A 13,273-nucleotide genomic window follows, 5' to 3' on the forward strand; every position below is an offset into this window, starting at 1 on the left:
ATGAATATCACGAATATAGCATGGCTTCATACACATCGTTATACGATTGGGATCGTCATTGGTGTTATTTTTGGCATTATCTCACGGATTAATATGCTGCGTACGGATTACAGGCAATATCCCACTTATCCACATGGCAAAATCATTCATGTCTCCCTTGGCGTTATCGCTGCAGGACTTGGGGCCGTGGCCATTCCAGCACTTCTGGAGAAGAATTATACAGCGGTCACATTCCTATCTCTCGCTGCTCAGCAATTTCGAGATGTACGAAATATGGAAAGACAGAGCTTAACGAAAATAGATGAATTAGAATTAGTACCCAGAGGTTCTGCTTATATTGAAGGTATCGCCATGGTCTTCGAAGGTCGAAATTATTTAGTCATCATGACAGCATTCTTGGCCTCGTTATTTAGCATCTTATTTGCTTGGTATTGGGGAGCAGTTGCTGGCGTGCTTTCGATAGGACTGGCTAACTTTTTTAAATCAGGCAGTAACTTAGGAGATATCACTGATATAGAACAGGTCGATATTCGAATGGAAGGGCCAGATGTTTACGTCGGCTCCATCTATATGATGAATGTTGGACTTGTTGATAGTCGTGAGAAAATAATGAAATATGGACAAGGTTTTCTCATTAAGCCCAAAAATCGCAATGCACGCGTAACGATTTCTCATTTGGGGCAGCGCCAAGCGATCATGTACGATATGTCGACCTTATTTGGTGTGTATCGTGATGAGGGAGAGCCTTCCTTGCGCCCCATGGCGAAGCTGGACCTAGATTCAGGAACGATCGGGTTACTGCTTCTTTTGCAGGAGAATGATAAAGAGAAAACAGTAACTGCCCTACATCGCGTGCCTGTCCTTGAAAGTGCTGTACGCATGCCTTCTGAAGCTGGTGTGAATAAAAGGAGGGAGGGGTAATCCCTAATGTCACAGATCCTCGCAATTGTAACATTAACGAAAGAACGCATTGCCGGCGGTGCTCCGATCTTTGTTGTTGACGGGGAGGACGAGCTTCAGAGAATGGCATTTTCTTTGGAGAAAATGTTAGATGCAAATGCCCATGATTTGAAAAATGGCACGATGATTTTGGTGAAACATGGCTAAAAACCGCGAGTGAAAGGATCTCGCTGGAGCAAGTCTCAAAACAGATTAGCCAAGGCGCGTCTTTTTTGTTATGATGTAAGTTGCGTATTTTTCCATGGAATTCATGGAATTCGAAGGAGTGATATAAATTGGCTAGACCCGTACTTGCAATTGTAGGCCGACCTAATGTCGGGAAGTCCACCATTTTTAACCGAATCGTAGGCGATCGTATGGCGATCGTAGAAGATAAACCAGGTGTTACACGGGATCGTTTATATGGTGTTGGTGAGTGGCTGAATACGTCGTTCAGTGTGATTGATACAGGCGGTATTGAAATTGACGGTGAAGACGTCATCTTAAAATCTGTTCGTGTGCAAGCTGAGCTTGCGATTGAAGAAGCGGATGTTATCGTGTTCATGGTTGATGCGAAAGCAGGCGTAACTCCGTCAGATGAAGAAGTAGCGCAGCTATTGTTCCGTTCCAAGAAACCAGTCGTTCTGGCCGTGAACAAAGTCGATAATTTAGCGCGTCAAGATGATATTTATGAGTTTTATTCCCTTGGTTTCGGTGACCCTGTCGGGATTTCCGGTTCGCACGGTATTGGGATAGGCGATCTTCTTGAGGTCGTATGTAACTTATTCCCGGATAAAACAGATGATGAGTACGGTGAAGAAGTTGTTAAATTTGCCTTGATCGGTCGTCCAAATGTCGGGAAATCGTCCATGACGAATGCGATTCTTGGTGAAGAGCGAGTTATCGTGAGCGATGTTGCAGGTACAACGCGTGACGCCATTGATACGCCGTTTGAACGTGAGGGACAGAAGTTCGTTATCATTGATACCGCGGGAATGCGTAAGCGTGGCAAGGTGTACGAGAACACAGAAAAATACAGTGTTATGCGTGCTATGAAAGCCATCGAGCGTGCTGATGTGGTATTAGTTGTTATCGATGGTCAAGATGGTATTATTGATCAAGATAAGCATATTGCTGGATACGCGCATGAAGCAGGAAAAGCGATTGTCATTGTCGTAAATAAATGGGACATCGTAGAGAAAGATGATAAGACGATGCAACACTTCACGACAACAATCCGTGATCATTTCTTGTTCTTGAGCTACGCGCCGATTGTATTTGTATCAGCCAAAACGACACAGCGTCTTCATAAGTTGCTGCCAGTTATCGTTCAAGTGGCTGAAAATCATGCATTGCGTGTACAAACTCATCTACTTAATGATGTTGTTTCCGATGCAGTTGCCTATAATCCGCCTCCAACGGATAAAGGGAAGCGTCTGCGGATTAACTATGTGACCCAAGTGGCTGTGAAGCCGCCAGTCTTCGTTCTTTTCGTGAATGAGCCCGAGCTTATGCATTTCTCGTACGAGCGTTATTTGGATAACAAGATACGTGCAGCTTTCGGTTTTGAAGGAACGCCCATTCGCATCTTGAGCCGAAGAAAAACTTCGGACAAAGAATAGGAGATGTTGTACATTGCTTTCGATAATAACAATTGTAGTGGGCTATTTACTGGGATCCATAAGCTTTAGTTATTTATTCGGAAAATGGTTTAAGGGCATTGATATTCGCAAACATGGCAGTGGCAACGCAGGTGCCACGAATACGCTTCGTGTACTGGGGAAAGGCCCTGCAATCCTCGTCCTGCTGCTGGATGCGTTTAAAGGCGTAGCTGCTGTCCTGTTGGGTATATGGGCGGCCCCAGGACCTGATGACATCTGGATTCGCGTTCTGTGTGGTTTAGCAGCGATCGTAGGGCATAATTGGCCAGTATATTTTGGCTTCCGTGGCGGTAAAGGCATTGCAACCACTATTGGGGTCATGGCAACACTTTGTTTCGTTCCTACCTTGATCGCTGGCCTTACAGCAATCCTTATCATTGCTATCACACGCTTTGTATCGCTCGGTTCCCTCATTCTTACAGCACTCTTACCTTTTCTTATTTGGGGGATGGACCGGCCGTTGCCTGTTTTGTGGATTAGCATATTGCTGTGCGCCTTTGCATTTTTACGTCATCGGACGAACATTGTAAAGCTTATTCAAGGCAAAGAAAACAAGCTGGGCCAGAAAAGAGCCTAACGCAATACAACTACACGTAGGAGGGGTAACCGTGACACAAAAAGTATCGGTCCTTGTCGCTGGAAGTTGGGGGACGGCACTCGCCTCGGTATTGGCGGATAATGGGAAAGAAGTACAGCTATGGTCTCGTAATGAAGAACAAGTAGTGGAAATCAATGAAAAGCATACGAACAGTCGTTTTCTTAAGGAGATCTCGCTTTCTCCTTCAATTATAGCAACGAATTCGTTGCAAGATGCTGTGCAGGATGCGGATGCGATCATCATGGTTGTGCCTTCTTCAGGCATGCGTGAGGTGGCTTCTAGAATGCGTCCTTTTCTAAAGAAAGAGACGCTCATCATTCACGCTACTAAGGGCTTTGAAACGGGAACGCTAAAGCGTATGACCGAGGTGCTTGCCGACGAGTTGCCAGAAATGGATCCAAAGCGATTTGTCGTTCTTTCGGGACCTAGTCATGCGGAAGAGGTCATTTGCAAAATGCCGACAACCGTTGTAGTCGCTGCGGAGGATTTACAAGCTGCTGAGGCTGCTCAGGACTTGCTTATTACGCAATACTTCCGAGTCTATACGAATCCGGATGTAACCGGTGTTGAAGTAGGCGGTGCTCTGAAGAATATTATCGGTCTTGGTGCCGGGCTGACGGATGGTTTGGATTTTGGCGATAATGCGAAAGCGGCGCTTGTGACGAGGGGGCTCGCGGAAATTACGCGGCTAGGCACAGCGATGGGGGCGAACCCGCTTACTTTTGCAGGATTAGCTGGCATTGGTGATTTGATCGCTACATGTACAAGTAGACACAGTCGTAATTGGCGGGCTGGCAATAAATTGGCTAAAGGTATTCCTTTAGATGAGGTACTCCAAGAGATGGGCATGGTTGTGGAAGGCGTCAAGACGACGAAAGCAGCCTATGATCTTGCAAGCCGTTATGAGGTCACAATGCCAATTACAAATGAATTACATAATGTGTTATTCGAGGGGAAATCTCCACAGTTGGCAGCGCGCGATCTAATGGGCCGTGTGCGTACTCACGAGATGGAAGAATTACCGATGACACGATAAAGTAACAAAAGGTTAGAGATAGCCTACACCAGATCTTCTCCGCGTTCATACTATACCCTATCAGTAGTTCTACACAGTTTAGGGTATAGGGAGGCGGCACAGTTGGCGAATAAAGATATGTCCAAGGACGTATTAGGAATAGTTAAGAAGAAGACTGGAAAATCCGTAACATCAAAAGATATCGAAAAAATTGCAAGTGGAGTGAAACCTTCAACCTTGCAGAGTGAAGTTCAATTAAGAGCGCTCATTAAACAGGTATCTGGATTAGTGAATGTCAAGGTATCGGAAGAAACGATTAATGATATCATTCAAGCAGTAAAAAGCAGTAAACTGGACACCAATAATATGCAGCAATTAATGAGCATGATGATGGGCAAGAAATAAGAAGCATGAAGGGGACCCCATCCCCTTTATGCTTTTTTCTTATTCTGTGCTATACTTACATGTGTTTCATTTTATGATTTTTACATAAGGAGTATAGAATATGTCATCTTTAGACAAAATGTGGGCCTCATTTGTAGCCATGGGATTAATGGTTGCTGCTTCCTTTCTAATTTCATATGCTAGGACAAGAACAAATGGATGGTGGCGTGGTGTTTTATCGCTTATTGCCTTTTTAATGTTTATCCCTATATTGCTATTTATGCTGTCTTCTTTGTTTTAAACAACTAGAGGGGAGATCATCATGTTAGAGTTGAAAACACGCAAAACGCAAATTAAACTAACGCCGGAAACAGGCTTAACCATTCTGGATCATGCCTTGAAGGCAGATGTGGACTGGGGGTTCTCCTGCACACGAGGAACTTGCGCAAGATGCCGCTGCTATGTAGCAGAGGGCCGTGAATTGCTTTCTGAAGCATCAGAGGCGGAAGAAGATCGTCTAGAGCCAGAAGAGCTGGAACAAGGCTACAGACTGGCCTGTCAATGCATAGTGAAGCAAGAAGGTACGATTTCAGTGACACATAAACCTTATTTTTAAAAATTACTGCCTGAAAGGTGTGGGCATGATGAAACTGCTGGAGCCACTACTCCCGTCGATTTCGACTATTCATACTCGGTTACAGCAAGCTCACAATGTGCAATGGTTGATTGGTGGTAGCTGTGGTTTACTCCTGCACAACGTCGATATCGGGAGAACACCTAGAGATTTGGATATCTATATCGATCTGAAGGATGTTCATACGGTGCATATGTTGCTTGAACCTTACGCGACGGATCGTCCGGAATTGAGTGAAACCTCCATATATGCGTCTATCCTTAGTCACTATAACATCGAGGGGCATCTCGTTGAAGTTGTTGGTGATTTTAAAGTAAAAGCCTTAGATTCGATGTATCAGGTTGAAGTCAGCTACTTAAGGGAAAACTTCTATTCCCCTGCCTATGTCGAAGGACAAGAGGTTCCACGTATGCCGCTCGCGCATGAGTTTCTCTTCAATGTACTGCGCAATAGGCCAGATCGCTATGAACCAATTCTTAGGACCATGAAAGCATATCCTGAGCAACATATGAAAGCTTTGCGTGAATTAATAAACCGGAATCAATGGGGTCATGAATTTCAGGAAAAGATGAACGAAATGCTAGATTGGAACCGATAGTCAGATAGACGGTCCGCTAAGAAGGTGACGATGATGAGTATCTATGAGGTTCATTTTTGGCCAGATAATAAAAAAATTAAAGTGAGACCTGGGACATCTTTATTGGATGCTGGCAATCGGGCGAAGGTCCATATCCGTACGCGATGCGGAGCAAAGGCTGCCTGTTTAATGTGCAAAGTGAAGGTGAACGATCAAAGTGGTCTTGCTCCAATGAATACGAACGAACGCTTGAAGCTAGGTTCCTTGGTCCATGAGGGAGTGCGACTTGCCTGTCAGGCGCGTGTAACAGGTGCAGTTGAGGTTCACATTCCAGAGGATCCGTTAAAGGCAGCAATTCGTGCGCAACTTGCGAGACAAGCCGAGGACAATGACTTATTTTAGATGGGATAGGATGGTTGAGTTGTGACAATAAATCGAAGATGGACCCAAGGTAGAAGCTTGCTTCTGGCGCTTATCTTGGTTATTTTGCTTACAGGCTGTGCATACCCGCAAGAGCTCCGAAAAGAAAATCAGATTAATCCCGCTGAATTTATTACTGTTGTTCAACAGGCTGTCGATACCTTTCACACGAAGTCAGGCGTGCTTCCCATTAAAAATAGCGAGATGTCAACGCCACTCTATGAGAAATATGTGATTGATTTTCCGAAGCTGAAAAAAATGAATCTACTGAGTACAGTGCCTGCAAATGCTTTTGAAAGCGGGGGTGTATTCATCTATGTACTCGTGGACGCCGAAACGAAGCCCGTTGTAAAGCTGATGGACCTATCCGCCTATCAAAGTGTGGAAGATGTTCAGAAGAAAGTGAATGACTACATTGTGAAGCATGGCGGCAATATGCCGCAAACGGTATCGCAGAATGACGCATTTGCTTATGTTGATTTCAAGTTGCTAGGGATGAAGCAACCCGAGATTAAGTCGGTCTATAATCGGAAAAATGCGATAACGTATATATTAAATAAGCAAACGGGTGAAGTTTCCATTGATTATGCGATGGATATTAACACATTTATTCAGAATAATGCATTAACCAATTCGTTGAAGCCAGATCAGGATTTAAGGCAGATTCTCGTAGAAAAATCTTATTTTGTGCCGATTCGAAGCGTTGCCTATGCCTGGCAGGATAATCAACCTATGCCGCAAAAGTAGTTATACAGCTAACCTCCTCCAAAACTGGTGGAGGTTTTTTTGTCTTTATAGAATAAGCGCAACCGACAGATCATATATTCTTTCGAAAGCCGTATGTGCTTCATAAAATATGAGCGAAAAAAAGTTGAAACGCATCTATCATATTTCTATCGAAAGTACATATATTTTTACTAGTCCAAATGAATGTACGAGTAGTCAATTGTTACCGTCATTAGCGTCAGTTGACGACCAAACTGTAGGAGGGATTCTCTTGGAGAAAGTGGATATCTTTAAGGACATTGCAGAACGAACGGGAGGGGACATTTACCTGGGGGTTGTCGGAGCAGTCCGGACAGGGAAATCAACCTTTATTAAGCGTTTTGTGGAATCTGTAGTGCTGCCGAACATTCAAAGCGAAGCGGATAGGATCCGGGCTACCGATGAACTCCCGCAGAGCGCTGCTGGCCGCACGATTATGACAACGGAGCCGAAATTCGTACCGAATACGGCGGTTCAAATTTCTGTGGCCGAGGGGCTGAACGTCAATGTTCGCCTTGTTGATTGTGTTGGATATGCAGTCGATGGCGCCAAAGGCTATGAAGACGAGAACGGACCTCGGATGATCAATACGCCATGGTTCGATGAGCCGATTCCTTTCCAAGAAGCGGCAGAAATCGGAACTCGGAAAGTCATTCAAGAGCACTCCACATTAGGAGTTGTAGTTACAACGGATGGCACGATTTCGGATATTCCGCGGTCTTCCTATGTTCTAGCAGAAGAAAGAGTTATTAATGAACTCAAAGAAGTCGGGAAACCGTTCATTGTGATCATTAACTCTCAGAAGCCGAACAGTGAGCCAGCGCTTGAGCTGCGCAGCGAGCTGCAAAGCCGCTATGATGTTCCTGTTGTGACAATGAGTGTAGCCAGCGCTGGAGAAGAAGAAATGGTCTCTGTGCTGCGTGAGGTGTTGTATGAGTTCCCAGTTCATGAAGTGAATGTGAACTTGCCTAGCTGGGTGATGGTGCTGGATGAGAATCATTGGCTGCGCACACAGTTCGAAGCATCCGTTCGCGATACGGTACAGGATATCAGACGCTTACGTGATGTTGACAGAGTTGTCAGTCAATTTGCTGAATATGAGTTTATCGACAAGGCGGCATTGGCTGGCCTGAATATGGGTCAGGGTGTAGCTGAGATTGATCTCTTTGCACCGGATGAACTCTATGATCGGATTCTCGTTGAGGTCGTGGGTGTCGAAATTCGCGGGAAGGATCATCTCCTTCAGCTCATGCAGGATTTCACACATGCGAAGAGGGAATATGATCAGTTCGCTGAAGCCCTTGAGATGGTCAAAACAACCGGCTACGGGATAGCGCCTCCTACGTTAGCGGAGATGGCGCTGGATGAGCCTGAATTGATCCGCCAAGGCTCCAGATTCGGTGTTCGCTTGAGAGCTACGGCGCCTTCCATCCATATGATTCGTGTGGATGTTGAATCCGAATTCTCACCGATTATCGGAACTGAGAAACAAAGCGAAGAGCTTGTGCGCTATCTGATGCAGGACTTCGAGGATAATCCGCTGAAGATTTGGGAGTCTGATATCTTTGGAAGATCGCTGCACTCGATTGTGCGAGAAGGCATTCAAGGTAAGCTTGCCCAAATGCCAGATAACGCGAGATACAAACTTCAAGAAACACTTGGCCGTATCATTAACGAAGGCTCTGGTGGCTTGATTGCCATTATTTTGTAGGTAAATATGGACGAAAAAACACTCGAAAGAGTGTTTTTTGTCGTTTCTTAGCGGAAAGACCCACATAAATTGGAAATAGATACTTGAAATTGCTCCCTGAGTGTATTACTATGAATTTATTCGTCTGCTTTCAAAGTTCATTTTGCTTAGAAAATCAACGATTTTTCAGCGGTTTATGTATAATTTCTGAGAAAACGGTGAAAACAGGAAGTAACGGAAGTGAGAAATTTTGGGGGGAGGTGAATGGCATGAATAAATCTGAATTGATCAACAAAGTTGCGGAAACATCTGAGCTTTCCAAGAAAGACGCAACGAAAGCAGTAGATGCTGTTTTTGATGCAATTTCTGAAGCATTGCAAGGTGGAGATAAAGTGCAATTGGTTGGATTTGGTAACTTCGAAGTTCGTGAACGTTCTGCTCGTAAAGGACGCAATCCACAGACTGGTGGAGAAATTGATATCCCAGCAAGCAAAATCCCAGCTTTCAAACCTGGTAAAGCACTTAAAGATGGCATTCAATAATTTGTATTTATACATAGGATTGAACGTTACATAATTATAAAGCCGTGGCCCCGGAATGGTGGTACGGCTTTATTTGTTTCCCTTAATATGGCTTTACAATTTGAAATTCTCCTACTATAATTACAAAAGTGAAAGCGTTATTCTTGGCTGTAAACGGGGAATGACGGGGTATGGGCAGCTCGGTAGCGCGCACCCTTGGGGTGGGTGAGGTCGCACGTTCAAATCGTGTTACTCCGATTATCACAAAGACATCGGCGTTCGATGTCTTTTTCTATTGTCAAGAATACAGCGGCAGTTCAATTTCAGTGGGCATAGATGTCTAGAATTTCTTTTCTTGGAAGACGTAGGGGGTACCGGTTTTGACTAAATTGAAGTTGAATGAGCTAGTGAAGTCACAGGATTGGACGATGTTTGGTATTATTGCTTCGATTTACTTGATCTGGCGAATTGGGACTGTTGGCAACTGGAGTACAGAATGCTGGATATTGTTATGTATCTGCCTGTTAGGTGTTCGGAAGGATCAGATTGATGTGGATTGGAAACGCTTTTTTATGATCGGAATCCCGCTATTGGGTATTTTTTATTATTTTTATGGGACAGGGAACGGATTCTGGTGGAAGATCGCCAACTGGATGTTTGAAAATAATCGCCACCCCTGGCGCTGGGATGGTTATATGAATGCCATTCCGCTGAACTCTGGTGGATGGGCCAGATGGATTTCTAATCCTTTTCTAGATCGAGCGATGGTATGGGTGTATAACTACGGCTTTGTGCTTTCCCTTTGGATTTGTATTGTGAGAAGCTTTTGGACACGCAGTGTGAAAAAAATGCTGTCCTATGCGCTATCGGGACATATGCTGCAATTTCCGCTCATTTTGCCATTCTATAATCTCATCCTGCTACATGAAGTGTGGTATGTAAATAAACAACCAGATTTGCTGCATCGCGTATTCGCGGATGAGAATTCGCTGCTAGTAGCCGTCATGAATTGTTTTCCTAGTATGCATACCTCTATTTCATTTGCCATGCTGCTTCTGGCACTTCGTGAGAAGGACCGTATATTTAAATACATGATGGTTACCTATTGCTCAGCGATTATTTTCTCAACGTTATATTTACAAATTCATTGGGTCATTGATGTTTGCGCAGGCATGTTATTCGCATATGGCACAGTGAAATTAACGGATCTCATCATTAGACTAGGAACCACACATGTGGTGCCAGCTAAATTCAAACATTTTTACCGAAAACGCACAAATTCAACATCTGCTGAAATATCCCTTTAGGACATGTTGACTTCCGGTTACTATTTTTGGCATCATTAGATATAGGGATCAAGGATAGGGAGAACGGAGGATAACGATGGAACAATCGAATAAATCGAATCAGCCCAATCAGTCGAACACGAACTCGAATGGTAATGAATACTTCGTGATTAAAGCCAAAGACAATGGTGTTCATGTGATTGGACTAACACGTGGACAAGACACACGTTTTCATCATACAGAGAAGCTGGATAAAGGCGAAGTCATGATTGCACAATTTACGGAGCATACCTCCGCGGTAAAAGTGAGAGGTAAAGCATTGATTATGACGAAGTTTGGAACGATCGATACAGAAGAGTAAGAGAGAATTAACAAATAAGTGTTGTTATTTGGACAAAAGCAGGCATAGCCTGCTTTTTTTATTTGTACAATGGTGTATAGGACTTGTCATTGGGAATAACCTGTGGGTTATTCGGCTCCTGCATATGCTTAGGAGGTGTTGAATGTGAAATGGTCGATGCGCATTGTGATGACGCTTGGTATTTCTGTTGTTGTTGCGATAAGTTTATCCATGCTGCCGAAGATGGATCTTTCTTCAGGCTTGAGTTCTGCTTACACGTGGTCCAATAATCGAGGCGGTCAGTTGACTGAGAATAATCTAGCGGATCTACTCGTTCAAATTCCGCTGCAGCTGCGGATTCGGAAGGTGGAGCTGAGTGCAACAAGATTGTCACTGGATTTGAGCTTGCCCAAAAATGCGGATACGATTGCCGTTTACCGGGACTTATATACCATTGCCCAGACGATGCTTATCAATACGAAGAATGTAGATCAAGTATGGGTACGCATCATTGATTATTCAGGAGCTGCAGATACAACTTCAACACAGCTCGTCCTTGCCATGGTAGCGCAGCGAGAATATGGAAAGGATATGGAGAAGAAACCTTCTGAATTAAGTTTAATTCAATTGGAGCAGGAGTTGCAGAACCGCTTTCGAATCACATATACCTCTAAATGGCAGCAAAAATATCCGCTATAATTTATTGTGCTTCTATTAACTTGTTATGCTATAATAATTTGGATTGAGACATCGAGGTTTATAAAATGAGATTTGGCATACGGTTACGGAGGCTTTTGCATGAATTCTTATCGGATCCCTGAGATCGCTAAGCAGTACACGGAGTATGATATGATCCAAATTCACACAGACTTGCCCGATTTTCCTGAGTTGCGCACACGTCTGTTGTTTGCATTCTTGAATGAAGATAACAAATTAAGTTCATTAAGTGAATTATTTACCTTAGCTACTGCACTTGTCCAGCTTGGCCTCGATACCCATGATCTTGTGACAGCATCCAATGAAGTCAAGGAGAAGAAGGCATCCAGATCAAGGCAGTTGAAGGTGCTGGCTGGGGACTACTTTAGTGCCAGATTTTATCATCTCCTAGCCAAAACGGGACAGATCGATATGATTAAGCAACTCTCGAATGCGATCTGTGAAGTCAATCGGCTGAAGATGAGCAGCTATATGAAAATGAAACAGCTGAAACTGACGGCAGAAGATTACATTCACCATATGGTGGAAATCAAATCTCAGCTGTTTTTGTCTTTTTCAGAAGTCATGTCCGAAACACACAAGCCAGCATGGCCTGATATTTTGAGAAGCTTTGTGAGATGTGAACTATTATTTAATGAAATTTTCTGTATGGAGTCAACTTCGAAGTTCAGAGGTAGCTGGGGATACTGGCATATTAACCAGAATGGCACCAAAGAAGAGCGAAAGCAGCTGCAAGTTGAAGAAGTTGATACAACAAAGGTTCGCACTCTTTTGCATAAATACAGTATCTCTTCGCAATTGTATCAATTGCTTAACACTCAGACCAAGCAATTGCAGGATTATATTAAGAAGCTTGATTCGGACAGGCTACAAAGTGAACTCTTTCACATGGGAGAGCCTTTTTTACGATGGACTGGGGAGAAGCCCAAAGTATTAGAAGAAATTTAAGGGGATTAAGGGGACCTGGGTAATGAGTGTAAGTAAAACAAATACCGACAACAAAAAAGCTAAGAGCAAAGAAGAGTTTGTCCATGGTGTCTTTGAAAGTATCGCGCCTAAATATGATTTGATGAATAATATTATTAGTTTTAACCGGCATAAAGCATGGCGCAAATTTGCGATGAAGAAGATGAATGTACAGCCAGGGGATACAGCAATCGATCTATGCTGTGGTACATGTGACTGGACAATAAGTCTTGCGCAAGCCAGTGGTACTGGGAAAATGGTTGGCTTAGATTTCAGCCAGAACATGCTGGATTTTGGAGCGGAGAAAGTAAAAGAATTGCGCTTAGATCAACAGATCGAGCTTATACAAGGAAATGCGATGAGTCTTCCGTTTGACGACAATACTTTTGACTTTGCCACAATCGGGTTTGCCCTGCGTAATGTTCCCGATCTAGAACAAGTCATTAGAGAAATGCAACGTGTCGTTAAGCCCGGAGGGCTAGTTGTGTCTTTAGAGCTATCTAAACCAACCTGGCAGCCATTCAAGTCCTTATACTATATCTATTTCCGGCATATCATGCCTTTCCTTGGTAAATTGATTGTCAAAAAATATGAGCAATACAAATGGTTACCGGAGTCCCTAATTACATTTCCAGATCATAAACAGCTTGCAGCGATCTTCGCAAAGAATGGTTTAGATCAGGTACAAGCCCACCCGCTCTTTGGCGGTGTTGCAGCCTTACATGTAGGGACTAAAGGTAAAACGAAATCAGGAGTGTAA

18 protein-coding genes and 1 tRNA gene are annotated in these 13,273 nt (G+C 43.8%); all 19 read left to right on the top strand.

From position 1 onward, the window contains the following. Positions 1-921: a YIEGIA family protein gene (locus tag J2736_RS03130; protein WP_310223441.1), complete on the top strand. Its 921-nt coding sequence runs from the start codon at positions 1-3 to the stop codon at positions 919-921. Positions 922-927: 6 nt separating this feature from the next. Continuing rightward, positions 928-1,107 (top strand): capping complex subunit for YIEGIA, encoded by a 180-nt coding sequence (locus J2736_RS03135; RefSeq protein ID WP_310223443.1) that lies wholly within the window; start codon positions 928-930, stop codon positions 1,105-1,107. 128 nt (positions 1,108-1,235) lie between these two features. Further along, complete coding sequence (gene der, locus J2736_RS03140) at positions 1,236-2,561, top strand: ribosome biogenesis GTPase Der (RefSeq protein ID WP_310223445.1); 1,326 nt, start codon at positions 1,236-1,238, stop codon at positions 2,559-2,561. Between the two features lie 13 nt (positions 2,562-2,574). Continuing rightward, positions 2,575-3,177 (top strand): glycerol-3-phosphate 1-O-acyltransferase PlsY, encoded by a 603-nt coding sequence (gene plsY / locus J2736_RS03145; RefSeq protein ID WP_310223447.1) that lies wholly within the window; start codon positions 2,575-2,577, stop codon positions 3,175-3,177. 31 nt (positions 3,178-3,208) lie between these two features. Next, complete coding sequence (locus J2736_RS03150) at positions 3,209-4,234, top strand: NAD(P)H-dependent glycerol-3-phosphate dehydrogenase (protein ID WP_310223450.1); 1,026 nt, start codon at positions 3,209-3,211, stop codon at positions 4,232-4,234. A gap of 102 nt (positions 4,235-4,336) precedes the next feature. After that, positions 4,337-4,618, top strand: a complete 282-nt coding sequence (locus J2736_RS03155) for a stage VI sporulation protein F (RefSeq protein WP_397340154.1) — start codon at positions 4,337-4,339, stop codon at positions 4,616-4,618. Positions 4,619-4,718: 100 nt separating this feature from the next. Beyond that, positions 4,719-4,898 (top strand): DUF2768 family protein, encoded by a 180-nt coding sequence (locus J2736_RS03160; RefSeq protein WP_310223452.1) that lies wholly within the window; start codon positions 4,719-4,721, stop codon positions 4,896-4,898. Positions 4,899-4,919: 21 nt separating this feature from the next. Further along, positions 4,920-5,213 carry a 2Fe-2S iron-sulfur cluster-binding protein gene (locus tag J2736_RS03165; protein ID WP_310223454.1) on the top strand — a complete coding sequence of 98 codons (294 nt, stop codon included), beginning with the start codon at positions 4,920-4,922 and terminating at the stop codon, positions 5,211-5,213. A 25-nt stretch (positions 5,214-5,238) separates the two neighbouring features. After that, positions 5,239-5,829, top strand: a complete 591-nt coding sequence (locus J2736_RS03170; protein WP_310223456.1) for a nucleotidyltransferase domain-containing protein — start codon at positions 5,239-5,241, stop codon at positions 5,827-5,829. A gap of 30 nt (positions 5,830-5,859) precedes the next feature. Further along, positions 5,860-6,210, top strand: a complete 351-nt coding sequence (locus tag J2736_RS03175) for a 2Fe-2S iron-sulfur cluster-binding protein (protein WP_310223458.1) — start codon at positions 5,860-5,862, stop codon at positions 6,208-6,210. Positions 6,211-6,231: 21 nt separating this feature from the next. Beyond that, positions 6,232-6,975, top strand: a complete 744-nt coding sequence (locus J2736_RS03180) for a hypothetical protein (RefSeq protein ID WP_310223460.1) — start codon at positions 6,232-6,234, stop codon at positions 6,973-6,975. A 250-nt stretch (positions 6,976-7,225) separates the two neighbouring features. Then, positions 7,226-8,704 carry a stage IV sporulation protein A gene (gene spoIVA / locus J2736_RS03185; protein WP_056614411.1) on the top strand — a complete coding sequence of 493 codons (1,479 nt, stop codon included), beginning with the start codon at positions 7,226-7,228 and terminating at the stop codon, positions 8,702-8,704. A 248-nt stretch (positions 8,705-8,952) separates the two neighbouring features. Beyond that, positions 8,953-9,225 (top strand): HU family DNA-binding protein, encoded by a 273-nt coding sequence (locus tag J2736_RS03190; RefSeq protein ID WP_056614405.1) that lies wholly within the window; start codon positions 8,953-8,955, stop codon positions 9,223-9,225. A gap of 164 nt (positions 9,226-9,389) precedes the next feature. Further along, positions 9,390-9,462, top strand: a tRNA-Pro gene (locus J2736_RS03195). A 122-nt stretch (positions 9,463-9,584) separates the two neighbouring features. Beyond that, on the top strand, positions 9,585-10,511 hold the full coding sequence (locus J2736_RS03200; RefSeq protein WP_310223463.1) for a phosphatase PAP2 family protein: 927 nt from the start codon (positions 9,585-9,587) through the stop codon (positions 10,509-10,511). A 76-nt stretch (positions 10,512-10,587) separates the two neighbouring features. Then, complete coding sequence (gene mtrB / locus J2736_RS03205; protein ID WP_310223465.1) at positions 10,588-10,851, top strand: trp RNA-binding attenuation protein MtrB; 264 nt, start codon at positions 10,588-10,590, stop codon at positions 10,849-10,851. Positions 10,852-10,995: 144 nt separating this feature from the next. Beyond that, the gene (locus tag J2736_RS03210; RefSeq protein ID WP_310223467.1) at positions 10,996-11,529 is read left to right on the top strand and encodes a hypothetical protein; all 534 of its coding nucleotides are present in this window, start codon (positions 10,996-10,998) and stop codon (positions 11,527-11,529) included. A gap of 99 nt (positions 11,530-11,628) precedes the next feature. Beyond that, complete coding sequence (locus J2736_RS03215) at positions 11,629-12,495, top strand: heptaprenyl diphosphate synthase component 1 (RefSeq protein ID WP_310223470.1); 867 nt, start codon at positions 11,629-11,631, stop codon at positions 12,493-12,495. A 22-nt stretch (positions 12,496-12,517) separates the two neighbouring features. Continuing rightward, on the top strand, positions 12,518-13,273 hold the full coding sequence (locus J2736_RS03220) for a demethylmenaquinone methyltransferase (protein WP_310223472.1): 756 nt from the start codon (positions 12,518-12,520) through the stop codon (positions 13,271-13,273).

The organism is Paenibacillus qinlingensis (genome assembly GCF_031455095.1).
Taxonomy (GTDB): Bacteria; Bacillota; Bacilli; order Paenibacillales; family NBRC-103111; genus Paenibacillus_E; species Paenibacillus_E qinlingensis_A.

What these genes read in the sequence shown, in the direction of transcription:
- mtrB (WP_310223465.1), top strand. Translation starts at nt 10,588, where the DNA reads ATGGAACAATCGAATAAATCGAATCAGCCCAATCAGTCGAACACGAAC.
- J2736_RS03170 (WP_310223456.1), top strand. Translation starts at nt 5,239, where the DNA reads ATGATGAAACTGCTGGAGCCACTACTCCCGTCGATTTCGACTATTCAT.
- J2736_RS03160 (WP_310223452.1), top strand. Translation starts at nt 4,719, where the DNA reads ATGTCATCTTTAGACAAAATGTGGGCCTCATTTGTAGCCATGGGATTA.
- J2736_RS03135 (WP_310223443.1), top strand. Translation starts at nt 928, where the DNA reads ATGTCACAGATCCTCGCAATTGTAACATTAACGAAAGAACGCATTGCC.
- J2736_RS03215 (WP_310223470.1), top strand. Translation starts at nt 11,629, where the DNA reads ATGAATTCTTATCGGATCCCTGAGATCGCTAAGCAGTACACGGAGTAT.
- J2736_RS03165 (WP_310223454.1), top strand. Translation starts at nt 4,920, where the DNA reads ATGTTAGAGTTGAAAACACGCAAAACGCAAATTAAACTAACGCCGGAA.
- J2736_RS03130 (WP_310223441.1), top strand. Translation starts at nt 1, where the DNA reads ATGAATATCACGAATATAGCATGGCTTCATACACATCGTTATACGATT.
- J2736_RS03175 (WP_310223458.1), top strand. Translation starts at nt 5,860, where the DNA reads ATGATGAGTATCTATGAGGTTCATTTTTGGCCAGATAATAAAAAAATT.
- J2736_RS03220 (WP_310223472.1), top strand. Translation starts at nt 12,518, where the DNA reads ATGAGTGTAAGTAAAACAAATACCGACAACAAAAAAGCTAAGAGCAAA.
- J2736_RS03190 (WP_056614405.1), top strand. Translation starts at nt 8,953, where the DNA reads ATGAATAAATCTGAATTGATCAACAAAGTTGCGGAAACATCTGAGCTT.